Here is a 24,859-nt window from a genome sequence, read left to right on the forward strand (position 1 = left end):
AAACTTTCTTACGATCATTTAAAAGTGAAGTTTTATTTAACTCTCTGAGCGGCTAATGCTTTGCTATGCTTCGGCGTTTCCCGTCTCAGTGGGGTCGCATTATAGGGAGATCCGAAAACAGATCAACCCTTTTTTTTAGATCTTTTTACTGTTCGAACAAAATTAGAACAAAACAACAAAAAACCATGTTAAAACACGCTTAAATTGATGTTTTTTTGCACTGCTCTTTATAATTTCATATAAATATCATTGCTAAGTTCGTTTAAGACGTTAAGATAGCAAGTTCACAATGTTAAATTAATGTTTATTTCCTGTTTATTGGTAGATCTAAAATGAAATTACCCGATCAAAAATCTTTTATCTTTTCTGTTGTTATTGCTGTAATTGGTTTTGTTATTGTTAAGTTCGCCCTTGGAAGCTTAGAACTTGACCCTGCAATTGTATTTGCTGTTGGCTTATTAATAGGTGGACTAGTTATTGCTGCTATGTCTTCTGACGTTTTAGAAGAGGCCGAAGTAAAAACTAAAACACTTTACGTTGGTAACCTTCCTTACCGTGCAAACGAAGGTGTTGTTCGTGCTTTATTTGAAGAGCAAGGTAAAGTATTCAACGTTCGTCTATTAAAGGATAAAAATACAGGCAAACGTCGTGGCTTTGGTTTTGTTGAAATGGCACAAGCTGACGCAGACAATGCTATTGCTAACTTGAACGATAGTGAGTTTCAACAACGAACTCTAAAAGTACGTGAAGCAAAACAAAAACAAGAAGATGATACTAACGCGCTTCGAACTCAGGCGGATCAATCAGTGTAACTAGCTTAACCGCCAGTTTATCACTGAACACATTAGCCGTTGCATAGTATTGCAGCGGCTTTTTTATATCTGATATATTTTGTGCTAATAAACCTGACTCGGTTAATAGATAAATAACTCTATTTGCTATTGCTGCGCCAGAGTCCACCAGCTGAATACTATTTTCAAAGTATTCACTAATTTGTTTTGCAAGTATGGGAAAATGAGTACACCCCAATACAAGCACATCTGTTTGCTTTTCAATACTCAAGCCTTCAAGTACAGCATGTAATTTATTTGTATCTAAATAGCCATTAAAGAAAAGTAATTCAGCAACGTTTACCAACTCAACACTGCTATATAAGTTAACAGTTACATTACTAGCGTGCTGCGCTATTAACTTATTTGTATATGAGCTCGCTATTGTGGCAGGTGTTGCCAGTAAAGCAATGTGATTTGAACGTGTTAATTCTGCGGCGGGCTTGATTGCTGGTACAACACCAACTATGGGTATATCTGTAATTTTGCGTACAGCACTTAATGCCGATGTGGATGCCGTGTTGCATGCTATTACAATTAAATCGACGTTTAGCTTATTTAACTTAATGAAATGAATGAGCGAACACAAACGATTAATAATTGTTTGTTGTGTCTGAGCCCCATAAGGTAAGAAAGCATTATCCATGAAATAGCTATATTGAGCATTCGGGATACGTTGCTTTATATGATCAAGTACTGTTGTGCCACCAACCCCTGAATCAAAAACCATTATATGCGCTGACAAACGACCGTTCCTATTATTAGATTAGAACGGCAGTTTGCCATGTGATTTTTGCAAAAGAAAGTAGTTTAATGTTGAGGTTAAACTTCCTCTGCTGTTTGCTTTGTCGCGCTATTTATCTTATTAAAGTTTTCAAACATAGCTTTTGTGTAATCAACCAGTTTATCGATCTCACTTTGATCTTCATTAAGCCACTGCATAATACCTGATAATTGATTTTGAATACCTAGCTCGGTTGCTTTAGAAAATGCCTCTCGGAGGTCATCATTAAAAGGCGCTACTTTATCTGCAATTACTTTTTCTGGAGCCGGTTTATTTTCTTCGTAACCCTTTATTGCAGCAACTGTTTTGGTTTGGCGTAAATCCATTGAAAATGCAACAAGTTGTTCATTGCCTAAACTAAGCTCTTGCGCTTCTTCGAATGCCTGCTCTAAATCGCCGCTAAAAAAGGTCTTACTTACGTTTTGTAGGTTTTCCATTAATTCATTAATTGCTTCTTGCTCTTTATCATTAAGGTCGCCGTTAACTGACATTGAAAATGAAAGCTCTCTCGATTGTGATGATTCACTTACGAATGCCTCCCCTCCCTCACCACGCTGATAACTACTAGCAGACTGAGATTTAAACGCATCGGCAAAACTTATTGTTACTTCATCACCTTCTGCGGTTGTGAAACTGTACTGAGCATTATTACTTAAACTTGCGTATTGTGCTTGAGTTACCCCCACACTAGCGGGCATTGGGTTAAACAAATTATCTTCAAACTTATCAAGGCCATTGAAAATGCCTTCTTTTGATTTGTTGATTCCCTCTTGGGTTTCATCGTTCAGAACGCCGGATTCTTTTAACTCATCAACAGCGTCATCAATACCTATTTGAACCCCCTTACGGGCATCACTTAGCATACCTTTTAATTTATCGTCATCGGCACCATCAGCTTTTGCTTTATTAACGGCGCCGGTGACAAAGTCGAGTACATTTTTAACAATTTCTTCAAAATCAAAAAGGGGCTTATCTGCTTTTTTTTCTTGAACTGGCAAACCAAGCTGCTCTGCCATTTTATCACCTAAAACTTTAGCAGCTAATTCTTTACCTCGTTGCTGATAGCTGTCTTGCGGAGACGCGATGGTAGGTTGTTGTACGTCAGCTTTGTTGTTGAATTTGTTTATGTTCTGGCTTGGTATAAAGCCATAATTGCCTATTTTCATGAATCGTCTCCTGAGCATGCGTAGTTTATTATCGGCCAGGGCATAAAAAACTAAAGTAAACCGTGCAAAAAAACATCATTTATTCTAGCCAAAACTAGACAAATGCGAACCGCTCCCTACAATAGCGCCGATAAACAGATCTTAGATAAGGTAGTAACGCGAATGGCAGTTATTAAAATAGATACCACACAGTACCAAGCGCAGTTAAGTGAAAAAGAACAGCGTATAACTTCACAGTTTCAACGTTTTGGTGTGGAGCAGCTAGAAGTATTTAGCTCGGAGCCAATTAACTACCGCCAACGTGCCGAATTTAGAGTATGGCATGATGGAGACGATCTGTTTCATATAATGTTTGATCAGCAAACTAAAGAAAAAATACGCGTTGATAAGTTTGACCCTGCGGCACCGCTTGTTGGTGAAATCATGCAGGTGATGATTGAAAACCTTAAACCATGCGAGGTTTTACGCCGAAAGCTATTTCAAATAGATTACCTGTCTACACTCAGTGGTGAAATTTTAGTGAGCTTGCTTTATCACAAGCCGCTTGATGATGAATGGCTACGTGAAATTAAGTTACTAAAGGCAAAACTGAGTGAAAAATATAAAATAGATTTTATTGGCCGAGCACGTAAGCAGAAAGAAGTGCTAGGTGATGACTTTGTAACAGAGCGATTAACTGTAAATGGCCAAGAACTAGTTTACCAACAAGTAGAGAATAGCTTTACGCAACCTAATGCGAAAGTAAATATAAGCATGCTTGAGTGGGCACAAGATTTATGTAAACCACTTAAAAATGATTTACTAGAGCTTTATTGCGGTAATGGTAATTTTTCTATTGCGCTAGCGGGGTCTTTTAATAAAGTACTCGCAACTGAAATATCTAAATCGTCTGTTCACTCTGCTCAATATAATATTGCTAAAAATAACGTAGAGAACTTAGATATTATACGTATGTCGAGTGAAGAGTTTACTCAAGCGATGAATGGAGAACGTACTTTTTCTCGTCTAGATGGCATTGATTTAAAAAGTTACAATTGCCAAACTATCTTAGTCGACCCGCCACGCGCTGGTATGGATGAATTGACCTGTGATTTAGTGGCCAATTACGAAAATATTATTTACATATCGTGCAACCCTGACACACTGGAACGCGATCTAGATCATTTAACGCGTACTCATAACGTCAAGCGCTTTGCGATATTTGATCAGTTCCCTTATACACATCATATAGAGTCAGGTGTGTATTTGCAGAAAAAATAACTGTGAGTAAAAGTTTACAGTCACAAAAAAGCTCCTATGAAGGAGCTTTTTTGAATTCTGTTACTTACTTGCCAAGTAATTAATTAATTTGCTGATATCTTCAGGTGCCGTAACACCTGATTCACGGCCTAAGTTTAATTTATACTTACCGTTTACAATAAATGTGGGTACACCACGAAGGGCACCTTTTTCTTTAAAGTATTCTTGATCGCGCTTCATCTTAGAGCTTAATGTACGAACCGAAAAGCTTTTAAATAACTTATCAAATTTATCGCCATCAACACCTTGCGCAACGAACACATCTTTCACGTCAGCTAATTCGTTAAATTTAGCGCGTTTTGTGTGAATATGATTAAAAATAGCTGCGATAATTTTTTCTTTTTGCGGAAGTACTTCTGCAGTGGCTAATGCTTGGCTCATCATTTGTTGGTTTTCTGGGTTACGAACACCCACAAAGTCAACGTGGCTCTTTTTAAACTTAACATTTTTATCAAGTTTAGGCTTAAATTCGCTGATCAATGACTCGTAGTTATTACACGCCGGGCAGTAAAAAGAGAAAAACTCTTTTACTTCTGGCTTTTTAGTAGCACGTTCAGAAATAACATCGTAATGAACGCCTTCTTCATAGGTCGCCGCAAAGCTCGTTGCTGCCATTGGTAATACTAATGCAAGTAACCCTGCTTTAAGTAGTTTAATCATACTTATACTCCAAAATTTATAATGCTAATAAAAACGCAATTAACTCATCAAGTTCTTGTTGGTTTTTTATGGTGTTAATATTGATTTTGTATTTATCGTTAACGATAAATGTAGGTACGCCGGTTAATGCACCTAATTTTGAATATTTATTTTGCTTGTCTTGCATTGCTTGTTCTGCGGCAATAATTGGCATGCTTGCAATAGCTTGGTCAAAAGTGTCGCTATCTATCCCGTTAACTTCCAACAGCTTTTTAAGATCTTTAACTTCTGTTAAAGGCACACCTTGAATATGGATACTTCTAAAAATTTGGTCCGCTATATTTTGTGCTTGACCTTGTTGTTTGGCAATTAAGTAAGCAAAGCTTAAGTTACTTTGTGCCAGTGGAGATACACCACCTAAAAAGTTAACGTGACTTTTAACAAAATCAGTGCCTTCAGGCAGTTTTTTTTCAATTGCTTTGGCCACTGGTTCAAATTTAAAACAGTGCGGACAATAAAATGAAAAGAACTCTGTTACTTGTGGTGTTGTGCTTTTTTCAGTTTTAATAATCGTGTATTGGTTATTTGCCTCAAACTGTGCAGCAAAGGCTGCAAAAGGTAAACATAAAAGAAGTAGGCTCAGTTTTAGTTTTTTAAGCATTAGTATCTCGTTGTACTCGTCATTAAATAATAATTTACGGCAATAACTTTAACGGCGGTTCTTGCAGTGCAGCAAGTTGTTCTTTAAGCGCTAAAATTTGTTGCTCCCAGTATTTGTCATCAGCAAACCATGAAAAGTTCCGCACAAAAGCTGGATCGCTCCACCTTTTTGCCACCCATCCCATGTAGTGAATAATACGCATTGCTCGCAACGGTTCAATTAATTTGAGTTGAGCGTGGTCAAAATCACAAAATTCTTCATACGCTCCCACCAAAGTGTCTAACTGTAACAGTTGCGTTGGTCTGTCGCCACTGAGCATCATCCATAGATCTTGAATAGCAGGCCCTTGACGACTATCGTCTAAATCCACGAACATTAGCGCATCGCCAGCCCATAATATATTGCCTGCGTGGCAATCGCCATGTAAGCGAATGCTATTTGTATCTTGATACTGCTTTTGTGTCTGCTCAATTACCAAATCTAAAATAGTATAAAAAGCAGTGCTTAATCCCATTGGCACCAAGTTACTTTTTTGAAGATGAACTTTAGCTGTATGCAAATATTCTTCACAGCTCATTGTTGGTCTGTAAGTAAAGGGTTTGGTTTTAGCTACTTGGTGCATTCGACCAATTAAACGTCCCATAACATCAAGCTGATCTAAATTATCTACTTCAAATAATCGCCCACCCACACTTGGGAATACCACAAACATATAGCCCTGGTGTTCAAACAAGCTTTGTCCATTATGTAAAACAGGGGCTACAACGGGTACTTCAGCGTCAGCAAGCTCAAAAGCAAAATCGTGCTCCTCTTGAATTTGTGCTTTACTCCAACGCTCGGGACGATAAAACTTTACTACGTAACGCAGACCGTCTTCGGCTTTAAATTGATAAACTCTATTTTCATAACTGTTAAGCGCTAGTAACCCAGACTCGGGATAAATACCTATGGTTTCTATCGCATCAAGTATTAAATCTGGGGTTAAATCTATAAAGCTAAATTTGCTCATGCTCTTCTTATATAAATGAAAAGCGGGTTAAACCCGCTTTTGTTATTGCTATATTTACCGAATTAAAAAGTACGGCTATCGCGCTCTAAAAAAGTTGCTCGATTGCGAAATTGTCTCATCCGGTTCATTAACTGGCGACAATACAAAATTAAACTCTGTTATAGGCGCTTTTAAGTCATAAGGGTCCATAACGAGTGATAATGGCACATTATGCGATTGACCTGCTTGAACAGTAAATACTTGTTTACCTATGTATTTAAAGTTTTCTAGCCCTGTCACTTTAATGTTAAAAGTTTGCTCATATTGCGCCTTATTGATGACCTTTAAGGTATATGTGTTTTCAACCAAACCATTAAAGTCGACACGATATAGCTGATTTCGATCACGAATAATATCAAAGTCCATTGGTTTACGCAGTGCAATATTTGTAACAAGCGCGCCTGTTAGCAACACTAGTATGACCATATACCCAATAATTTTGGCTCGTAGAGGATTGGTTTTATTTTCTGGCGTCTCAAGATTACGTTCTGTGGTATACGAAATTAACCCCCGCGGGTACTCCATTTTATCCATTACGCCGTCACACGCATCAATACACGCACCACAATTTATACACTCAGCCTGCAAACCGTTTCTTATATCAATGCCTGTTGGGCAGACTTGTACACATAGGTTACAGTCAATACAGTCACCTATTTCTAAATCTGCGTGGGCAACCTTACGTGAGCGAGGGCCCCGGCTTTCACCTCGGCTTTCATCATAGGTTACTGTGTAGGTATCTTTATCAAACATTGCTGACTGAAAACGTGAGTAGGGACAGATATGCAAACACATAATTTCACGCATCCAGCCTGCGTTGCCATATGTACACACAGCAAATACTAAAATGCTCACTAGTGCATAACCGCCAACATTAAAGGTTATAAAATCAGGGAGTAGCTCTCTTATCGGTGTGAAGTAACCAACAAACGAAATAGAAGTATACAAAGAAAACAACACCCAGCTGGAATGCTTAGCTGTTTTTCGCCAGAACTTGTCAAAGTCCATAGGCCGTTGATCGAGCTTTTTACGTTGATTTGCTGTCCCTTCAAGTTTTTCTTCAAACCAGATGAAAATGAAGGTCCATACCGTTTGAGGACAGGTATATCCGCACCAGACTCGTCCATAAAATGTAGTTACCAAAAACAGCGCAAAAGCCGCCAGCATGAATATAAATGCCAGTATGGTGAAGTCTTGAGGCCATAAAGTTAGACCAAAAATATTGTATTTTTGTGCTATTAAATCAAATAGCACGGCTTGCTGACCGTTAAAGTTTATCCATGGCAAAACCATAAATGCGAGCATGCCTAAAAAACCAATGCGCTGTCTTAGTAATTGGTGAAGACCTTTTACGGCTCTCACATAAATGCGGTTACGGGGGTTGAATCTATCATCTTGACGGCTTAAATCCGGCTTTTGAATTTTTACCTCAACAGGAATGTTTTTTACTTTAATCTGTTTGTCCATCGAAGTTCCTCAACACCGCTTGGAAAATAAAAGCTGAGCACTAATCAAATGCTCTATACTCATAGTGTAGCAAGTAACTTGCTAAGTAAGACTAGTTTAATGAATCATAAATCAAATACTTTCAGATATTTCAGAAATATCTAACTTTTGTTAGTTATTATATCAATATTGGCTAAAATTACTGGTATAGATTACAACTAATTTATTCATCTCAGTTACTTGCTTTTAAAAGGCAGTTTATTACACTGCTTGATATTTCAACCCTATTTAGATCAAGGTTTACATATCCATGAAGAAGTTTATTATTTTGATAATTGTGATCCTTGCGTTTTTTACCATTGATCATCCACTTGTAAAAGAACCACGCGAAAAGCTATTAGGGCAAGGTATTGGCTTTTTAAGTGATGCAAGTAAAGTAAATAGAAGCCCTGCTGCTAATTTAGCAAAAAACAGAATTAGTCATGAGCTAACACTTTCAAGCTCAGAAAAAGAATACGTAGAAAAAACATTCACCACTGATGACGCAGTTCAGCTATTTAATTTGCGCTACTGTCGTGAACGCGACTTAAACCTTTACTTCTACGCTGAACGCTTAAATAAAGTGTGTAAAATAGTATCTGAATCACTCGAGCAAAAACGGGCTAAATAATGGACTTTTCTAATTTAAACAAAAAAACCAGTGATTCGTTTCACAAGCAACGTAATATGCTTAAACAGTTAGCACAAGGTAAAACGCTAAAATGCGAAAAATGTAATACGGTACTCACACTCGATTTAGCCACCAGCGAAGTGGGCAAAGGCGTGGTGAAGTGCAAGCAAGGCTGCACAGATATTATTTTAGATCTTGGCGCTTAATATTAATTAAAGCGCCATTATTAAAAAGTTTAACGCTAACTACTCGTCCCAGCCATCATCGTTATACAAACCACTATTGAGCGCCACTATTTCTACTAGCTCTGCAAAACCAAGTGCAAAATCCCCCATAAGGTCATATTGTTGCTCACACAACTGCAATGTATTCATTGAATTTTGTGATGCTATTTGAGAGATAAGCTGTGTATCTAATGCAAAAAAGCTGAGGGATGCTTGTGCGGTTTCTAAGGCCTCTTTGTACTGTGCATCTAACTTCGTTGCTGCTAATAGCTTTTGCGTGTAAGCATTACTTGCTGTTAAAAAGCCTTGGCTCCATTGCGAGCAAAATGCACTGTCGTACTGTGGTGGCAGTTTATACCCTACTTCAAACACCTGTTCACTTATTTGATGGTAAAACGCCATAAATAAAAATAGCGTTTCTTCATCTAATTCGTTTGCTGAATTATTGAGTATCACATCAACCCATTCGTGCACATCAAGAGGGTCGGGTGAACATATAACACCAAACAAATAACCTTGGCTTTGTTCAAAGGTCATGGCTTGAGGTTGGGTATTTAGAAATGTGCTGAGCTGCTTAGCATGCAGCTCAGTGAATTGCGGTAGTTGCATTAAAACTCTTTATATCAAAATATTAAAAATTGAGCGGGTAACGACCTTGGCTATCTGGTCGGCCTAAAAACTTAACAGCATCGTGAACATCTTTTGGTAAGCTAGCATCTGGTTTAACATACCCTGCTACGCTAAAGTCAAAGTTAGCTTTAAGAGTGGCATCAGCTTCAAGTCCAAGGGTGTTATCAGGGTCGATTAATATTGCCACATCGCCCGACTTACAGCTTAACTTGCCAGCCAGAGGCCCTATATTAAACCAACCATTTAAGCCTTGCACGTCGATATTTGGGCTCGCTATTTCACCCTTTAATGATTCACAGTAAGGAGCACCTGAGGTGTATTCATCTAGCTCAAGTATTACACGCCCCTTTGCTGTAACAGGTAATGGTAACTGAACTCGTTGCATAGCTCGCTCTACCGTTGAGCGAACTAAACCATCTGTTACTTTTAAAGTATGATTAAACAATCCATAACTGACAGTTGCATATCCCGATATATCGGTGCGTTCGCGAGCATTTCCAAACTTTATATTAGTATTTAAATTGCCAGTAAATAACGCCCAACCGGCGATATCCCAGCGCACATTGTTTAACTGCTCGCCATCAAAACGAACTTGCATTAATTGGCCTTGCCATACAGTGCCTACAGCATGCCCTACTTCTAACTGCTTAGGAAAATGAGGTTTTGCTAAATCAAGCGCGATAGCAGCGGGTAATTTAATAATACAAAACACAATAAAACTAATTAAAAAAACAGCCGATAACGTAATTATTTTTTTCATTTATTAATTCTCTAATACCAAACGGCTTACTCTTACATAACCCGATTTATCGTCGCGACTTAAATCTAAGTTTTCAATTTTTAAACCATGTTGATTCACTAATTCATCGAGCCATTCTACTAGTTTATTAAACTCTACTGAGTCGAGCGTTAAACGCAGCGAACCATCACTAGGTTGCATTTTACTAATATTGATTTGATAGCGACTGCGGGTAGAGTTAACCACTTGGCTTAGATTTTGACTACTCGCAACACGCGTATTACCCGCTGCTTTTAGCTTTACTATGCTTTCGTCAACCCACACGAGCAAAGCCTGTTGCTTAATTTTCGATTGTTCTGCTTTTGTTATGGCGTTATTTAACGGCCTGAATATCCCCATCACAAGAACAAAAATAACAAAAATACCACCAGCAGCCATAATAAGTTGCTGCTCTTGTTCTTTTAAAGAACGCCAGTATTTTATCGCTTGTGCTTTCATGCAGCACCTCGCAATTTAATCTCACCTACCACAAAATCACCATCGTTATTTAAAGACCCTTGCTCTACCGTTAAGCCTTGCTTTTCAAGTATGGTTTTTACTTTACCAAAGGTTTGAAAGTCTTTAGCACGGGCGCGAATACGTAATTCGTTTCTTCGTTTATCGTAACGTAACGTTTCTGGTTTGAACTCATTTACCTGCGAAAATACATCAACCAAATTAGTCGTCAGCTCCAAAAAACCGGATTCATCAGAGCCTTCTATCCTGTCTAATGCGCCTTTAATCTGATTTTTTATCAAATTAGGATGCACTTTAGATCCGGGGAATGCTGTCTGGTATCGCTCAACTACTTGGTTTTTTACTATATCGACCTGAGAATTAAGCTGTTGCAACTCAATTGCCTTTATAACTAAAGTAGAGCCCAATGCGACGGCTGTAAAAATTGCCGCGCCTTTCCAGTAACCCCACCAGAGCGCGCTCTTCTTTTTAAGCTGGTAAACACCTTGGCGAAGGTTGAATTTAACGTTATTTAATTGCTTAGCAAATAGAGCTAACGGGAGATCGTACTGACTTGTTTGCGCTTGTAAATTCGTCCCCTCTGGGAAGTCTTCCGCTGGGCTAAAGTGTTTAACCTCAGGGTTACCTAACGCAGTCAAGTAACCTGACAACCAGCTTAATTCAACCGCACTAATATGCCATGCCCCTTGCTTAAACAGCCACTGCTGATTGAGCTCTATAGCACTAGCCTCTCCCTCACCTACAGAGGGTAACAACAGTGCATCAGGTAATATTTTATAAACAGGCAGCTCATGTTCCACAAACAACGCGAGCCATTGCTCAAACCATTCGCGGTCAGTCATAGCAACCTGAATAGCATGTTGCTCGCCAACCATGGTTGCTTCGCCTATAGCTATATACAAATCGTCTACATCGCAGGCTATATCTTCTTCAAGCATGTAAGGAAGTGCTTGCTCTAATTTACGATTCCACTTTGTGGGTAGTGTTACCGTTTTTAATTGCACTTGATCGCTTGGCAATAAAACAACCACTTCCCTGTTGGCCGCTTTTTCACTTAATTCATTCAAATTGCCTGCGCTTGATAGCTCACCACTGGCTATTATTTCTTGTTCTTGTGGTGAATATACAAGCCAATTTAATCGTTCTTGTTGGGTTTGACCCGTACGGATCAACAATATTTCTGTCACTGTACGCCTCCAAATTTTCGCGCCAGTATCGTTACTTCGCCGTCTTTGGCGTGCAGTAAGGTGGTCATCGAAAAACGCAGATCTACAAAGTTTGCCTGCGTTTGTAATTTAAAATATTCGCTTTTAATACTAAATAAGTCTTTCACTGATTCAGTGTTTGTACCGCCTTGTTGCTGTACCTGTTCAAAAAATTCTTCTAAAGAATCAAAACCTGATTGTGGTCTTGCAGCAATGACAGCCTCTGCAGCCGACAAACTTAAATTATCTATCAGTGCGCTTAGTAGTAAAGCCTGTTCTGGTGCTATTGTATTAATGTTAATTAAAAGCTGAGTGCTCCCCGGAATAACACACACATAAGGCAGTACTTTTTCCATTACTAGTGGGTTAAAGCCTTTTACCAAGCGAAGTTCCGATGGAGATGCAAATAAACTATTAGCAGTCATATACGGAAATTTACGGGATAAGTACTCTCCCTCTTCAGCACCTGAGCGATAGGTTATGCTATTTTCATCCAGCCAGTCGAACACGCTATCAGCCATTGCTTCTTCCGATTCATCCGCTGGTAAATCTTCTATATTTTCAAGTAAGGCAAACAGTGCTTTGTGTGCAGGGTTTGTTTTATCAGCGCTATTTGTATCGGGTTCAATCGCTATGGCGTTTAAATTTAAACATGATTGCAAGTCAGTAATTGAACCACTTAATGTGCCGTTATCAACTGGGTATGCTGCGTTACCTTGTGTTGCCCATACTTGATCAAGCGTTGTTTTATCTGGGTCATCTTTCTTGCTTTGAATGAGTCCTTTAATAGCCAACTCTTCAGCACCGTAAGCATACCATTTTGCTTGTTGGTGACCTTGTAAATTAGTACTTTTTTGCACTTGCACCATTAAATTAGCACTCATTTCTACGGCTAAAATAGCAGCTAATGCAACAATAAATAACACAATAACCAGCGCTGCTCCGCGCGAAGACTGCCTACCCATTACTTCTACTTCCTTGCCCAGGAACTAAAAATACACGGCGAATAGGTTCGGCCTCTATTTGTTGTAAAGTAACCGCAACCGCTTTAGGCAATGCTTTTACTTCCCATTGTTCTTGCCACTTATTATCACTGTCTAAAAATTCAAACTTAAGCTCTTCGACGTTTTCTAATACCTGCTGTACACGTGGCTCCATATTATCAAGCTGATCAACGTACACACGATACACACGCTCAAGATTATCATCTATGACCCTATATCCAACAGCCTGTAACTCTGACCGAGGCAATAAATTTATTGGGTTTATCCAACCGTCTCTTACAAATGCAATGCCGTCATATTGGCTTTCAAGCACATAACGCCCTGCTAATAAATAATATTCTTGTACGTCACCAGACTCGTTTCTAACTGCACGTTTAGTCATTTGGCTAAAGTCTTGGTCCATAAGTCTAAACGTTGTTTGTAAACCATTAAGTTCCGCTATTTTTTCGTCCGATGCGTCTTTTGCTTTAGTTGTGCTGTCTAGTATTTGGTGCGTAGAAATAACAACAAAAGCTAAAATCCCCAAAGCAACCATTACTTCAAGCAATGTAAATCCGCGCTGCTTCACTTACTTTTTACCTTTATTTAAATACGTTGAAAGCTCATAGACTGACTGTTCGTACTTTTCATCGATAAATACATTTATGGTTAATTTAACAAAGCTTTTATCTGCAGTGGGCACAACCTCTTGCTGCCAAAACCATTCAACACCACCCATAACCTCACTACCACGTAAGTTATTTTTACCTTGCCATTGCTCGCCTTTTACCCGTTGTTCAATAATGACATTTTCAGCAACCCATGAGGCATATGTTTGTTCTTCAATTGTTGTTAAGTGATGAATATGCTCGCCTGTGGCTTGCATTGCTGCAATACCCGCCATTGCACAAATACTCAAAGCAACAAGTACTTCTAACAAGGTAAAGCCTTTACTTAATGTCATTACTCTGGCTCTCTTCTTAAATTTACTGGTGCTGTAAATTCACCCTCAATAAAGTAAACAGGGTCACTTTGATCTTTTAGCTCAAGAATTAACTGGAATGCGCTTACTTCACCCGACGATAAAATAAGTACTTGAGGTATTTTAAGCTTTTTAAGTTCGAGCAAACTATCGTCTTCACCACCACTCATAAGCTCTCGCCAATTAGACTGTTCAAGTAGATTATCTTGAGCCCATGCAAGGTCTTCTAAGTTGAGGGTAAGCTTTAGGCGTGGCTCCAACTCTATGGGTTTAAATAACTCTTCTCTGTCAAAGGTTGCCCATTTTTCCCCATCAAATACCAAGTATTCTAGGGTATTTTTTTCAACGAGTAAGCCAAGCTCTACCTGATTTAAAATTGCAAATTCTGACGCCATATTAATGGTGGTATGCAACCTAAGCGCTTGAGCATCTAACTCATCTTCAGCGCCGCCATCTAAGCTGTATACCACCATTTTTGTTGCAAAAGCGATAACCACTAATACAACTAAAATCTCGATTAAGCTAAAGCCCTTTTTCTTGTGCATTGATTGAAGACCTACGTTCATAGTAAGTCTTCAAAAAGTACATTTAGGTTAAGCTCAGTAGACTGACTCATTACTGCTTTTCTTCATCCCAATTACCAATGTCGTCGTCGGTACCGACTTCACCGTCTGGTCCCATAGAGAAAATATCAAATTTACCAATTTCACCTGGGCTTATTAATAAGTATGTATTACCCCATGGATCTTCTGGTAATTCGCTGATAAAGCCGCCATCAGGAAAACGCTTAGGAACAGGCTCAATAGACGTTTTAGTTACTAACGCTTCAAGACCTTGCTCTGTGCTTGGGTAACTTTTATTTTTAAGCTTGTATAAGCTCATCGCATCTTCAAGCTGCTGAATATCTAAATGCGCTTTATCAATAGCGGCCTCTTCTTGTTGGCCCATAATATTTGGCGCAACAATAGACATAATCATCCCGATGATAACCAGTACCACCATTACTTCTAGTAAAGAAAAACCTGATTGTTTGTTCACGTAATTACCTCATTATTCTAAAAACACTAAGCAAAAATGGTTTAGGTAAAACCATTAATATATAAAAACTATTTAAATTTAGAGCCCAACTGCTTTGTTCATTGCCATAATAGGCTGCAAAATGGCCATCACAATAAATAAAACGATAACAGCCATAGATGCAATCATTGCAGGCTCTAATAACTTAAGCGATACGTTTACCATGCTTTCAAATTCACGGTCTTGGTTATTCGCTGCACGCTCTAGCATTTGCTCTAGCTCACCTGATTTTTCACCACTGGCGATCATATGTAGCATCATCGGCGGGAATAATTTAGTTTGCTGCAAAGCCGCTCTAAGGCTTGCACCTTCGCTTACTCTGTCAGCTGCGTCGGCTACCGACTTTTTGATTTTTTCGTTTACGAGTACATCGCCAGAAATCCGCATTCCTTCAAGTAGTGGCACAGAGCTTGAAGATAAAATACTTAACGTACGAGCAAAGCGAGCGGTATTAATACCACGAGCCACCTTACCAATACCCGGCATGTGCAGCACACGGTCGTCCCACCAAAAGCGCACTTGTGGTTTTTTTAATGCGTACTTAATGCCAATCGCAATGCCGGTGATGGCTAGTAGGCTAATAAACCAGTAATTTTGTACAAAATGACTCCCAGCCATTACCCACTCGGTGGTCCAAGGTAATACTTGTTTAGTTTTTTCAAAGGTTTTTAGTATTTTAGGAACAACAGTACCTAATAAAACCGACACTATACCAATGGCAAAAATAACTAGAATAGTTGGGTAAACCATAGCCTGTGTTATTTGACTACGCATATGCTGACGCTGCTCGGTGTAATCGGCTAAGCGATTAAGTACTTGGTCAAGATGCCCTGACTTTTCACCCGCAGCTACCATTGAACGATATAAGTCGTCAAACACATGGGGAAACTCACTCATACCATCAGCAAGGGTATAGCCTTCAACAACTTTTGAACGAACCGACATTAACATACGTTTTAAACGTGGTTTTTCACACTGCTCAGCCACTGCCATAACCGCGCCTTCAACTGGTAATGCTGACTGAATTAACGTTGCTAACTGGCGTGTGATGAGCGCGAGCTCAGATGTAGAAATACTTGGTTTAAAAAGGCTACCAAATAAAGGCGCTTTCTCACCCTTTACCTGTTTATCACTCTGAGCCGCAGGCACAACCTCTAAAGGGGTTAAGCTTTTATCGCGCAGAAGCTGACGAACTTGCTTGGCGGTATCGGCCTCTAAAATACCTTTTTTTTCTTTGCCGCGGCCATCTAATGCCCGATATTCAAACGCAGCCATTATTAGCCTTCCTCACGGGTAACACGCAGCACTTCTTCAAGCGTGGTTTTTCCTGCAAGCACACGGCTGCAACCATCTTGGCGAATACTTGGGCTATGAGTGCGGATGTATTTTTCTACACTTTGCTCGCCTTTACCGTTGTGGATCATTTCTCGAATTGTTTCATCCACAACAAGTAACTCGTGTATACCAGTACGACCTTTGTAACCATTAAAGTTACATTCTTCACAACCTATTGCACGGTATATCGTTGGCTTACTCTCAAATGGTACACCTAAAAGCTGACATTCACGTTCGTCTGCCACATGCCCTTCTTTACAGCTGTTACACAGCGTACGCACTAAGCGCTGAGATAAAACACCTAATAACGATGAAGAAAGCAAAAACGGTTCAACACCCATATCTTCCATTCGAGTAATAGCACCAGACGCCGTATTTGTATGCAGTGTAGACATAACTAAGTGACCAGTAAGTGATGCTTGAACCCCTATTTGGGCAGTTTCAAGATCACGTATTTCACCCACCATTACCACATCGGGATCTTGACGCAAAATAGCACGCAACCCTCTTGCAAACGTCATATCTACTTTTGTATTTACTTGCGTTTGACCAATACCTGGGATCTCATATTCAATAGGATCTTCTACAGTCAGAATATTACGATCGCGAGAATTTATTTGGCTCATACCTGCATACAAGGTGGTACTTTTACCAGAACCCGTTGGTCCTGTTACCAAAATAATCCCGTGCGGCTTACTAATTAAGTCAGCAAACAACTCACGGTTTTTTGGTGTCATACCCAGATCTTCAAGGTTTAGGCGGGCATTGTTTTTATCAAGTAAACGCAATACTACTCGCTCACCAAAGCTTGATGGCATAGTTGATACACGCACGTCTACTGCACGCCCTGCAATACGCAAGCTAATACGACCATCTTGCGGAATACGTTTTTCAGCTATATCGAGTTTTGCCATTACCTTAATACGTGAAACAAGCAATGAAGCCAGTTTACGGTTTGGTTTTAATACTTCTTTTAAAACCCCATCAACCCTAAAACGAATAACAAGCTCTTGCTCGAACGTTTCAATATGAATATCTGACGCGCCCTCTTTTATTGCCTCGCTAAGCATGGCATTAATGAGTTTAATAATAGGCGCATCGTCATCACCAGCTAATAAATCTTCAGTTTGCGGGAGCTCATCAGCTAAAGAAAACAGATCAACTTCGTTACCAATATCTTCCATCATTTGCTGAGTTTCAGAGCTATCGCGTTGGTAAGATGACTCTAGCAACAATTCAAACTTGTCATCTTCAAGCGGCTCTAATTTAAAGCCATGACCTGCGACTCGGCGAACTTCTAGTAATACATCTAAATCAAGCTCACCACGAAAGTACACGGTAGTTTGGCCTTGATATTCACTAAGCAAAACACCTGCACGTCGCGCGTACGAAAATGGTAAACGTTTTGCTGGCAACTCAACGAGTACGTCATCAGCTAAGGGTTCATCTGCACTATGCGTATTAGGATGAACCACGTCTTGGTTTATCTCTTGTATCGCATTAGTCATCTTTACGCTCTTGTGCATTTTGTTTACGTAAATGCTCTTCATAAGTTGGCGGAAGTACTAACTCATCATTCCACTCTGGTAATACAGGGGTATCGGTCATTGGCATTAAATCAATACCATCTTCTTGCTGCTTAGTTTGCTCACCACGAATAAAGTTATACTTGTTAAAACTTAACTTATTCATGCTCACCCCATCACGGATGATCGTTGGGCGGATAAATACAATTAAGTTACGCTTACGGCGAGTCGTGTTTGTTGACCGAAATAGATGCCCTAAAACAGGAATATCACCTAATAATGGAACTTTAGACACACTTTCTTGAACGTCTTCGTCTATTAAGCCACCTAAAACAACCATACCGCCATCATCGGCAATAACCGTTGTTTTAATAGCGCGTTTGTTCACTGAAATATCAACTGCAGTTGCACCACTTACGCTTGATACCTCTTGCTCAATAGTCAACTGCACCGCTGAGCCATCGTTAATTTGTGGCGTTACAATAAGTTTAATACCCACTTCTTGACGCTCAACCGTTTGAAATGGATTGCTATTGTTAGTGCCCGTTTGAGATCCGGTAATAATGGGTACTTCTTGACCCACTAAAATAGAGGCTTCTTCGTTATCCATGGTGGTAATTGAAGGCGTGGCCAAAATATTTGAGTTGGTATCAGTTGCTACTGCCTGAATAATTGCGCCCCAGTCATTTTTTATAACGCCCAGTGCTAAGCCATTAATACCACTAAGTAATGATGCAAGCGGTCCGTAATCACCTTCCGTTGTTTCTGTGTAAGGTGTAACCGTGCCTGACTCTGTACCTATAATTGTTTTAGTTACTGTTTGATCTGCAGCTTGCTCTGCTGCAACAGCTAACGACCCAACAGGTACCGTTGTGCCATTATTAAACTGCAGCATGCCACCTTGCTCTGAAATCCACTGCAAGCCTAAATTAACGCCATCACCTTCCATTACTTCAATAATAATTGCTTCTACCAATACTTGTGCGCGACGAATATCTAATCGCTCAATAACTGATTCTAATGAACGCATAGTATCTGGTTGTGCAGTAATTATTAGTGAGTTTGACTCTGGGTGTGCCTCAATGCTTGTTTCGTTGTTACTACGCGAACGCGTTTTAGTTGCGCTACCTTGAGCTTCCTCGGTTAACGACTTACTTACACCCTGAAGAACCTTAACTAAGTCCTCCGATTTGGCATAGTTTAAATAAAATACTTTAGTGTTACCTTGGCTTTCAAGCTCACCATCAAGACGCTTAATTAGCTCGATTGCACGTGTGCGGGCTTGCCCTTCACCACTTACAATTACGCTGTTGGTACGGCCATCGGCAACAACTTTAGGAATCAAAAATTCTGGTACGCTTCCTTTGCCACTATCTTTATAAATATTTTCTACTACAGAGACTACGTCATCAGCCGTTGCGTATTTAAGCTTTACAATATCAACACGCTTATCACCGGCTTGATCAACTGAGCGAATAATTTCCACTAAGCGGTTTACTGATGCAGCATGGCCAGTCAACATCATTACGTTTGCAGCATTAAAGTTAGCAACATGGCCACCATCTTTTTGATCGCTAAATTGACGAACTAATGGTCCTAGTTCTTGCACGCTTACATTTTTTACGCGCACCACACGGGTGATCATCATATCGCCCGATGCAGAACTGTTTTCAGTAATTAGTGGCACATTCGATTTTTTAGCGTCAGAACTTTTTTCTACTTTAATAATGCCATTATCCATTTCAACAGCTGAATAGCCGTAAACTTCTAATACATTTAAAAAGAATTGATAGTAAAGATCTTCATCCATTAACTCATAGCTACGTACATTTACTTTGCCACGCACGTTGGGATCTATAATCACCGTTTTATTAAGGTTTTTACCAACAATATTAATAAACTCGTTGATATCAGTACCCTTAAAATTTGCTGCATATTCAACTGCAGAAACAGACAAAGAAATACTTGCCGCCAAAAAAAGGGCTGCGTACTTAGCTAACCCTTTTTTAATTTTTGTGAGGTGTAGCACCTGAACCATTATGTTAAAACTCCAAAGCTAAGTTATTGCAGGCTAAATTGCACATCTATTTGCTCACCATCACGCTCAATAGTGATAGTAGCATCGGTGCTATTACGCAGCTCATTAATGGCTGACATGGCCTGTTTTAAATCCGTTAGTTGATAGCCGTTGATAGAAACAGCTAAGTCGTTGTTTTTTAATCCCATTTTCTTAAATAGTGCGGGTTCTTTTCCCGGACTTAAGCGATAACCAATGAGTTCGCCTTCACTCATTGCTTGAGATACACGTATGTAATCAAAAAGCTTACCGGGTTCTTCTAATAATTCTTCACGTGTTTCTATAATGGCTTCTTTTACTTCTGGGTCTGCAGTCGCATTTATTAGTTCTTCACTTTCTTCTAATCGTTGCGGCCCCATTTCTTGCTCATCTTTTGCAGCGAGCACCGGCATAGAGACTGTTTTGGTGAAATCGAGTCCATCAAGCATAAGCGTTTCAAAACGGGCATTTACACTTAAAATGACACGGTCAGGAAGTATTTGCGCTACTTTTGCACGCGTTCCAGATACGACTTCATCGACAAGGTAGCTAACCTGCTTGCCCTGCGACTCAATAATTGCAACGCCTGCTTTATCATCATTACTTACAGCTACTATGCCTGTTAAGTTAATACTTAAACGTGTTTCAGGGGCATCATTAATGATTTGTGATTGTTTTGCAGTATTAGCGCTGTTTGTTACCGTTTTTTTACCAAATAAAAACTGCTCAACAATACGTTGTGCCGAATTATTACTTGTTCCCGATGACTGTGTGGCAAACTGAGTAGGGCTAAGTAAAGATACCTGAGGTTGGGGCCATAAAAGCCAAACCAATTTTGATAATAAAAATGCAAGGTAAACAACAACTAATAGCGTGACTAACGCACTTAATTTAGCATGCGGTAATCGAGTTAAAATGTGTTTTAGCTGTTGGATTTGCTGTTCCATAAATAGTGTTCTTTTTTTAATTTACTGCGTAAGCGCGACCCCATAGTACCCTTTCATTTTTCATTCAACAAGCACACTAATATTAAACTTTGTAAACAGAATGAATAACTTCTATTTACTTGAACAAAAAACAAACGCCCACTGTAATACCTTCATCCTAGATAGATTTCGTGGTAAATTTTAGATAATAAATTACTGCAGGTACAAACACGTTATGAGTAAAAAAAGTAATAGCAATAAAGACTCTGACCTCATAGATAACCTAAAAGTTCGATTAGATAAATGGTTATGGGCAGCACGCTTTTATAAAACACGTGCGATAGCAAGGGAAATGGTACAAGGCGGTAAAGTGCATTATAATGGACAGCGAACAAAGGCGAGTAAAATAGTCGAGGTTGGTGCGGTAGTGAAACTCGCTCAAGGCGTAGATGAAAAAATCGTAACCATAACTAAGGTGCTTGAAAAACGACAAAGCGCCCCCATTGCTCAGACCTTGTACCAAGAATCTGATGCTAGTATCGCCAAACGCGAAGAAAACAGCATCGCACGTAAAAATAATAGCTTTTTTGCTCCTCATCCGGATAAAAAACCCGATAAAAAGCAAAGACGCGAACTTTTAAAAATGAAATCAAGTTAGGTATAACCGCTCATGCAACAAGATTTACTTCATCGTTATTTATTCAACGAACTAGATGTTCGTGGCGAACTCGTTCAAATTGAGAGTGCCTACAATGAAATGATTGCCAACCATAATTACCCAGCCCCTGTAAAAGCTTTACTAGGTGAGCTATTAGTTGCTACTTGCTTACTGACAGCTACATTAAAATTTGAAGGTGAAATAGCCGTACAACTGCAAGGTGACGGACCCGTTAAATATGCAGTAATAAATGGTGATGATAAGCAAAATATGCGCGGTATTGCTCGTCTACAAAGCGAAGTGACAGGCAATACTGTCAAAGAACTAATCGGTAATGGCTATATGGTTATTACTATTACGCCAGATAAAGGTGAGCGCTACCAAGGTATAGTCCCTCTAGAGCATGACACTCTAAGTGAGTGTATTGAAAGTTACTTTGAGCAATCAGAGCAGTTAAAAACTCGTTTATGGTTTGCAACCAATACAACCGAAGGCAGTGCAAAGGCATGTGGTTTATTTTTACAAGTACTGCCTGTTGATAAACAGAAGTCAATTGAAGACTTCACTCACCTAGAAGCACTCAGCAATACGATAAAAGATGAAGAGTTATTAAACCTTGATGCAAATACAATTTTAACTCGTTTGTATCATGAAGATAATCCACGCGTTTTTGAACCGCAAAGCATATCTTTCAAATGTGGCTGTAGCCGTGATAAAACGATTACCGCATTAGTTAATGTAGGACAACAAGAACTGCTCGATGATGTAGCAAAAAACGGCAGCGTTAATATTAACTGCCATTACTGCTTAAAAGAATATGCGTTTAATGAGCAAGACATTAAAAGCATTTTTAATTAAAAACCCCATCTCAGCTAATCCTAATGTATAAAGCCGCAAAATATGCGGTTTTATATTATAAAAAGATGATACCGGTGTCATAAAAAGTGACATTTAATGACACCGGTATCATTGAAATTATTCATGTTTTTTTGCAAATATATGTGTTTTTAAAGGCTTTACAGGCTCGAATATCTCAAAACCTTCTGTTACTATCATTACAGCAAAAGGGCACTATTTACCCAGAGCTATCCCGTTCAAACTCTCACACATAGTTAGGTATAAACATGATTACAAGCGCTACACGTTTTGTCGATTTAACCGCAGCTGAACTTGTCGAGCATGCGATCCGCCGTGGCGAAGGAACTCTAGCCGCAAATGGTGCTTTCGTAGCCATTACAGGAAAACGAACTGGTCGTTCACCTCGAGATCGTTTTATTGTACAAGAAGCTTCAACACAAAATGAAATTCAATGGGGCAATGTAAACCGTCCTTTTGATGCTGACAAATTTGATGCTTTGTGGGCACGCGTAGAAGCACATGTGCAAAGTAATGACCACTTCACCTCTCACCTAGAAGTTGGCGCAGACCCAGAGCATTATTTACCTGTAGTTGTTACAACAGAAACTGCATGGCATCATATTTTTGCCAAAAACATGTTTATTGAACCTAAAAACTATAACGCTTCAAACTTACCGCAGTGGCAAGTGATGAACGTACCTTCGTTTGTATGTGAGCCAGAGCGTGATGGTACTAATAGCGATGGCACCGTAATTATTAACTTTGCACAACGTAAAGTATTGCTTGCGGGTATGCGCTACGCCGGTGAAATGAAAAAATCGATGTTCTCAGTTCAAAACTTCTTATTACCAGCTAAAGGTGTATTACCAATGCACTGTTCGGCTAACGTTGGAGAAGCTGGCGACACAGCATTATTCTTCGGTTTATCGGGTACTGGTAAAACAACGTTATCAGCTGACCCAACTCGCTTCCTAATCGGTGATGATGAGCATGGTTGGGCACCTGGGAGCGTATTTAATATCGAAGGCGGTTGTTACGCAAAATGTATCGACCTTTCACAAAAGAATGAACCTGTTATTTGGGATGCAATCCGCTTTGGTACTATATTAGAAAACGTGGTACTTGATGATAAAGGTGTGCCAGACTTTCACGATACAAGCTTAACTCAAAATAGCCGCGCAGCTTATCCATTAGAACATGTTGAAAAACGTAAAGTAGAAAACCGCGCAGGCGAGCCGAAAGCCGTTGTATTTTTAACATGTGATGTGAGTGGCGTATTACCTCCTGTATCTGTACTAAGTGAAGAAGCCGCCGCATACCACTTCTTAAGCGGATATACTGCAAAGGTAGGTTCAACTGAAATTGGTTCAACAAGCGACATCGAATCTACATTCTCAACCTGTTTTGGCGCACCGTTCTTCCCACGCCCTGCAGGTGTTTATGCTGAGCTTCTAATGAAGCGTGTTCGTGAGTTTGGCGCTAAAGTATACTTAGTAAACACAGGTTGGACTGGTGGCCCTTACGGTATCGGCAAGCGTTTTGATATACCAACTACGCGTGCTGTAATAGACGCCATAGTGTCTGGTAAATTGGCCGGTGTTGAGACTCAACATATAGATGCGCTGAACCTAGACGTACCCGTTGCAGTTCCAGGTGTTGATAGCAACCTTCTAAATCCTATAAATACATGGGAAGATAAGGCTAAATATAATGAATATGTAGCTAAATTAGCTGCTGACTTTACAGAAAACTTTGCGAAATACGACGTATCTGACGATATTAAAAATGCAGGCCCTAAAGCTTAAAAATCACCTTTAGCCTCATAATTAAAACGCCAACCTTGAGTTGGCGTTTTTGATTCTAATTTTTACCCCTGCAACTAAGTTTCTTTAATAAATAACCGAATACATAAGATAGAACACTCCAACACCACAAGCCAAACTGTTGAGGGTCTGCAGACATATAAAGTATTACTCTTTCGAGTCGGGTTTTATTCCATTTAGAGTAGGTGAGCAGCTTCGTTGCACCCTGCGCTAAAGAGCCGCATAGCTAATTCTGCACTATCATCTGGTAATCTATTAGATAACTAAAACAATGATCACAAAGAGGCGCTACGCTTAAGAGACGCTGCGCTTTAGAAAAAAAGTGCTAAACATTACTTTCCTGCAGACGTAAAAAAGCCCGATTCATTCGAATCGGGCTTGCTTGTATTTAAAGCCTGATAATGTCGTGGAGCCCACAGCAGTGGAGAGGCACAGTGCAATGCTGAACTCTCATCGCTCAATGTATCGGATAGCCAAAACACTCTTCACAAAGAGGCGCTTCGCTTAGGAGACGCTACGCTTTAGAGAAAGAAATGCTTAATTTTACTTTTCTATAGACGTAAAAAAGCCCGACTATCGCTAGTCGGGCTTTCTACAATTTGAAGCCTGGTAATGTCGTGGTGCCCACAGCGGTTGAGAGTCACATAGCAAATGGGATACTATCATTGGTCGGGGCTCGCCTTCGAGCTGTTTTGTTTGATGTATAGGAATACGAATGCCGTGAAGTACAGGATGTACGAGAGCGGCCACTACTGAGTTCGGCATGGGCTCTTGGCTA

Annotated in this window: 27 protein-coding genes; 7 read left to right on the forward strand and 20 right to left on the reverse strand. The window is 39.7% G+C overall.

Annotated elements, in window-relative coordinates; genetic code table 11:
* Nucleotides 1-332: 332 nt before the first annotated feature.
* On the forward strand, nt 333-812 hold the full coding sequence (locus ACFI34_RS18115; RefSeq protein WP_462674498.1) for an RNA recognition motif domain-containing protein: 480 nt from the start codon (nt 333-335) through the stop codon (nt 810-812).
* Here the strand turns inward: ACFI34_RS18115 and murI are convergent.
* Nucleotides 775-1,575, reverse strand: coding sequence for a glutamate racemase (murI, locus tag ACFI34_RS18120; protein WP_462674499.1), 801 nt, complete (start codon nt 1,573-1,575; stop codon nt 775-777). The genes ACFI34_RS18115 and murI overlap by 38 nt on opposite strands.
* 77 nt (nt 1,576-1,652) lie before the next feature.
* Entirely contained in the window at nt 1,653-2,780 is a 1,128-nt protein-coding gene (locus tag ACFI34_RS18125; RefSeq protein ID WP_462674500.1) for a DUF5610 domain-containing protein, read from the reverse strand.
* A 162-nt stretch (nt 2,781-2,942) separates the two neighbouring features.
* Here ACFI34_RS18125 and trmA point away from each other — a divergent pair, with 162 nt between their 5' ends.
* Entirely contained in the window at nt 2,943-4,040 is a 1,098-nt protein-coding gene (gene trmA / locus ACFI34_RS18130; RefSeq protein WP_462674501.1) for a tRNA (uridine(54)-C5)-methyltransferase TrmA, read from the forward strand.
* Between the two features lie 60 nt (nt 4,041-4,100).
* On the opposite strand, the gene ACFI34_RS18135 is transcribed toward trmA, so the two are convergent.
* The 4 genes from ACFI34_RS18135 to ccoG form a co-directional block, all read right to left on the reverse strand.
* Nucleotides 4,101-4,739, reverse strand: a complete 639-nt coding sequence (locus tag ACFI34_RS18135; protein WP_462674502.1) for a thiol:disulfide interchange protein DsbA/DsbL — start codon at nt 4,737-4,739, stop codon at nt 4,101-4,103.
* A gap of 16 nt (nt 4,740-4,755) precedes the next feature.
* Entirely contained in the window at nt 4,756-5,379 is a 624-nt protein-coding gene (locus ACFI34_RS18140; protein WP_462674503.1) for a thiol:disulfide interchange protein DsbA/DsbL, read from the reverse strand.
* A 34-nt stretch (nt 5,380-5,413) separates the two neighbouring features.
* On the reverse strand, nt 5,414-6,388 hold the full coding sequence (locus ACFI34_RS18145) for a serine/threonine protein kinase (protein ID WP_462674504.1): 975 nt from the start codon (nt 6,386-6,388) through the stop codon (nt 5,414-5,416).
* Between the two features lie 75 nt (nt 6,389-6,463).
* The gene (ccoG, locus tag ACFI34_RS18150) at nt 6,464-7,894 is read right to left on the reverse strand and encodes a cytochrome c oxidase accessory protein CcoG (protein WP_462674505.1); all 1,431 of its coding nucleotides are present in this window, start codon (nt 7,892-7,894) and stop codon (nt 6,464-6,466) included.
* 289 nt (nt 7,895-8,183) lie between these two features.
* On the opposite strand from ccoG, the gene ACFI34_RS18155 reads away from it, so the two are divergent.
* Both ACFI34_RS18155 and ACFI34_RS18160 read left to right on the forward strand, forming a co-directional pair.
* Nucleotides 8,184-8,543 carry a hypothetical protein gene (locus tag ACFI34_RS18155; RefSeq protein ID WP_462674506.1) on the forward strand — a complete coding sequence of 120 codons (360 nt, stop codon included), beginning with the start codon at nt 8,184-8,186 and terminating at the stop codon, nt 8,541-8,543.
* The gene (locus ACFI34_RS18160) at nt 8,543-8,749 is read left to right on the forward strand and encodes a hypothetical protein (protein ID WP_006794643.1); all 207 of its coding nucleotides are present in this window, start codon (nt 8,543-8,545) and stop codon (nt 8,747-8,749) included. Before ACFI34_RS18155 ends, ACFI34_RS18160 begins: the two co-directional genes overlap by 1 nt.
* A gap of 39 nt (nt 8,750-8,788) precedes the next feature.
* Here ACFI34_RS18160 and ACFI34_RS18165 read toward each other — a convergent pair whose 3' ends face one another.
* The 13 genes from ACFI34_RS18165 to gspC form a co-directional block, all read right to left on the reverse strand.
* Nucleotides 8,789-9,376: a UPF0149 family protein gene (locus ACFI34_RS18165; protein ID WP_462674507.1), complete on the reverse strand. Its 588-nt coding sequence runs from the start codon at nt 9,374-9,376 to the stop codon at nt 8,789-8,791.
* A 22-nt stretch (nt 9,377-9,398) separates the two neighbouring features.
* Entirely contained in the window at nt 9,399-10,157 is a 759-nt protein-coding gene (locus tag ACFI34_RS18170; protein ID WP_462674508.1) for a type II secretion system protein N, read from the reverse strand.
* Nucleotides 10,158-10,160: 3 nt separating this feature from the next.
* Complete coding sequence (gene gspM / locus ACFI34_RS18175) at nt 10,161-10,634, reverse strand: type II secretion system protein GspM (protein WP_462674509.1); 474 nt, start codon at nt 10,632-10,634, stop codon at nt 10,161-10,163.
* Nucleotides 10,631-11,839 (reverse strand): type II secretion system protein GspL, encoded by a 1,209-nt coding sequence (gspL, locus tag ACFI34_RS18180; protein ID WP_462674510.1) that lies wholly within the window; start codon nt 11,837-11,839, stop codon nt 10,631-10,633. Before gspL ends, gspM begins: the two co-directional genes overlap by 4 nt.
* Nucleotides 11,836-12,822 (reverse strand): type II secretion system minor pseudopilin GspK, encoded by a 987-nt coding sequence (gspK, locus tag ACFI34_RS18185; RefSeq protein ID WP_462674511.1) that lies wholly within the window; start codon nt 12,820-12,822, stop codon nt 11,836-11,838. Before gspK ends, gspL begins: the two co-directional genes overlap by 4 nt.
* Nucleotides 12,815-13,429, reverse strand: coding sequence for a type II secretion system minor pseudopilin GspJ (gene gspJ / locus ACFI34_RS18190; protein WP_006794637.1), 615 nt, complete (start codon nt 13,427-13,429; stop codon nt 12,815-12,817). Before gspJ ends, gspK begins: the two co-directional genes overlap by 8 nt.
* A complete protein-coding gene (gene gspI / locus ACFI34_RS18195; RefSeq protein WP_006794636.1) occupies nt 13,430-13,804 on the reverse strand; it encodes a type II secretion system minor pseudopilin GspI in 375 nt (124 codons plus the stop codon). It lies immediately after the preceding gene.
* A complete protein-coding gene (locus tag ACFI34_RS18200; protein ID WP_341219029.1) occupies nt 13,804-14,388 on the reverse strand; it encodes a prepilin-type N-terminal cleavage/methylation domain-containing protein in 585 nt (194 codons plus the stop codon). Before ACFI34_RS18200 ends, gspI begins: the two co-directional genes overlap by 1 nt.
* A 49-nt stretch (nt 14,389-14,437) precedes the next feature.
* Nucleotides 14,438-14,860, reverse strand: a complete 423-nt coding sequence (gene gspG, locus ACFI34_RS18205; protein WP_006794634.1) for a type II secretion system major pseudopilin GspG — start codon at nt 14,858-14,860, stop codon at nt 14,438-14,440.
* Between the two features lie 78 nt (nt 14,861-14,938).
* Nucleotides 14,939-16,174, reverse strand: a complete 1,236-nt coding sequence (gene gspF / locus ACFI34_RS18210; protein ID WP_006794633.1) for a type II secretion system inner membrane protein GspF — start codon at nt 16,172-16,174, stop codon at nt 14,939-14,941.
* Between the two features lie 2 nt (nt 16,175-16,176).
* On the reverse strand, nt 16,177-17,742 hold the full coding sequence (gene gspE, locus ACFI34_RS18215) for a type II secretion system ATPase GspE (protein WP_462674512.1): 1,566 nt from the start codon (nt 17,740-17,742) through the stop codon (nt 16,177-16,179).
* On the reverse strand, nt 17,735-19,798 hold the full coding sequence (gene gspD / locus ACFI34_RS18220; RefSeq protein WP_203985815.1) for a type II secretion system secretin GspD: 2,064 nt from the start codon (nt 19,796-19,798) through the stop codon (nt 17,735-17,737). Before gspD ends, gspE begins: the two co-directional genes overlap by 8 nt.
* 23 nt (nt 19,799-19,821) lie before the next feature.
* The gene (gene gspC, locus ACFI34_RS18225; protein ID WP_138740667.1) at nt 19,822-20,763 is read right to left on the reverse strand and encodes a type II secretion system protein GspC; all 942 of its coding nucleotides are present in this window, start codon (nt 20,761-20,763) and stop codon (nt 19,822-19,824) included.
* 214 nt (nt 20,764-20,977) lie between these two features.
* Between gspC and hslR the strand changes: the two genes are divergently transcribed.
* From hslR to ACFI34_RS18240, 3 genes are all read left to right on the forward strand, one after another.
* Nucleotides 20,978-21,400: a ribosome-associated heat shock protein Hsp15 gene (gene hslR, locus ACFI34_RS18230; RefSeq protein ID WP_039038559.1), complete on the forward strand. Its 423-nt coding sequence runs from the start codon at nt 20,978-20,980 to the stop codon at nt 21,398-21,400.
* Between the two features lie 12 nt (nt 21,401-21,412).
* Nucleotides 21,413-22,258: an Hsp33 family molecular chaperone HslO gene (gene hslO, locus ACFI34_RS18235; protein ID WP_462674513.1), complete on the forward strand. Its 846-nt coding sequence runs from the start codon at nt 21,413-21,415 to the stop codon at nt 22,256-22,258.
* Nucleotides 22,259-22,524: 266 nt separating this feature from the next.
* Nucleotides 22,525-24,063, forward strand: coding sequence for a phosphoenolpyruvate carboxykinase (locus ACFI34_RS18240; protein WP_462674514.1), 1,539 nt, complete (start codon nt 22,525-22,527; stop codon nt 24,061-24,063).
* A gap of 597 nt (nt 24,064-24,660) precedes the next feature.
* On the opposite strand, the gene ACFI34_RS18245 is transcribed toward ACFI34_RS18240, so the two are convergent.
* Nucleotides 24,661-24,859, reverse strand: a 199-nt coding sequence (locus ACFI34_RS18245) for a hypothetical protein (protein ID WP_462674515.1), incomplete at its 5' end; no start/stop codon positions are given.

This window comes from Pseudoalteromonas sp. PSi26 (assembly GCF_054960575.1).

Coding starts and splice junctions, on each gene's coding strand:
- gspC (WP_138740667.1), bottom strand. CDS start 20,763: ATGGAACAGCAAATCCAACAGCTAAAACACATTTTAACTCGATTACCG.
- trmA (WP_462674501.1), top strand. CDS start 2,943: ATGGCAGTTATTAAAATAGATACCACACAGTACCAAGCGCAGTTAAGT.
- ACFI34_RS18125 (WP_462674500.1), bottom strand. CDS start 2,780: ATGAAAATAGGCAATTATGGCTTTATACCAAGCCAGAACATAAACAAA.
- ACFI34_RS18200 (WP_341219029.1), bottom strand. CDS start 14,388: ATGAACGTAGGTCTTCAATCAATGCACAAGAAAAAGGGCTTTAGCTTA.
- ACFI34_RS18145 (WP_462674504.1), bottom strand. CDS start 6,388: ATGAGCAAATTTAGCTTTATAGATTTAACCCCAGATTTAATACTTGAT.
- gspD (WP_203985815.1), bottom strand. CDS start 19,798: ATGGTTCAGGTGCTACACCTCACAAAAATTAAAAAAGGGTTAGCTAAG.
- ACFI34_RS18135 (WP_462674502.1), bottom strand. CDS start 4,739: ATGATTAAACTACTTAAAGCAGGGTTACTTGCATTAGTATTACCAATG.
- ACFI34_RS18165 (WP_462674507.1), bottom strand. CDS start 9,376: ATGCAACTACCGCAATTCACTGAGCTGCATGCTAAGCAGCTCAGCACA.
- gspI (WP_006794636.1), bottom strand. CDS start 13,804: ATGACATTAAGTAAAGGCTTTACCTTGTTAGAAGTACTTGTTGCTTTG.
- ACFI34_RS18155 (WP_462674506.1), top strand. CDS start 8,184: ATGAAGAAGTTTATTATTTTGATAATTGTGATCCTTGCGTTTTTTACC.
- gspE (WP_462674512.1), bottom strand. CDS start 17,742: ATGACTAATGCGATACAAGAGATAAACCAAGACGTGGTTCATCCTAAT.
- ccoG (WP_462674505.1), bottom strand. CDS start 7,894: ATGGACAAACAGATTAAAGTAAAAAACATTCCTGTTGAGGTAAAAATT.
- gspF (WP_006794633.1), bottom strand. CDS start 16,174: ATGGCTGCGTTTGAATATCGGGCATTAGATGGCCGCGGCAAAGAAAAA.
- ACFI34_RS18140 (WP_462674503.1), bottom strand. CDS start 5,379: ATGCTTAAAAAACTAAAACTGAGCCTACTTCTTTTATGTTTACCTTTT.
- gspM (WP_462674509.1), bottom strand. CDS start 10,634: ATGAAAGCACAAGCGATAAAATACTGGCGTTCTTTAAAAGAACAAGAG.
- gspK (WP_462674511.1), bottom strand. CDS start 12,822: ATGGGTAGGCAGTCTTCGCGCGGAGCAGCGCTGGTTATTGTGTTATTT.
- hslO (WP_462674513.1), top strand. CDS start 21,413: ATGCAACAAGATTTACTTCATCGTTATTTATTCAACGAACTAGATGTT.
- hslR (WP_039038559.1), top strand. CDS start 20,978: ATGAGTAAAAAAAGTAATAGCAATAAAGACTCTGACCTCATAGATAAC.
- ACFI34_RS18115 (WP_462674498.1), top strand. CDS start 333: ATGAAATTACCCGATCAAAAATCTTTTATCTTTTCTGTTGTTATTGCT.
- ACFI34_RS18160 (WP_006794643.1), top strand. CDS start 8,543: ATGGACTTTTCTAATTTAAACAAAAAAACCAGTGATTCGTTTCACAAG.
- ACFI34_RS18170 (WP_462674508.1), bottom strand. CDS start 10,157: ATGAAAAAAATAATTACGTTATCGGCTGTTTTTTTAATTAGTTTTATT.
- ACFI34_RS18240 (WP_462674514.1), top strand. CDS start 22,525: ATGATTACAAGCGCTACACGTTTTGTCGATTTAACCGCAGCTGAACTT.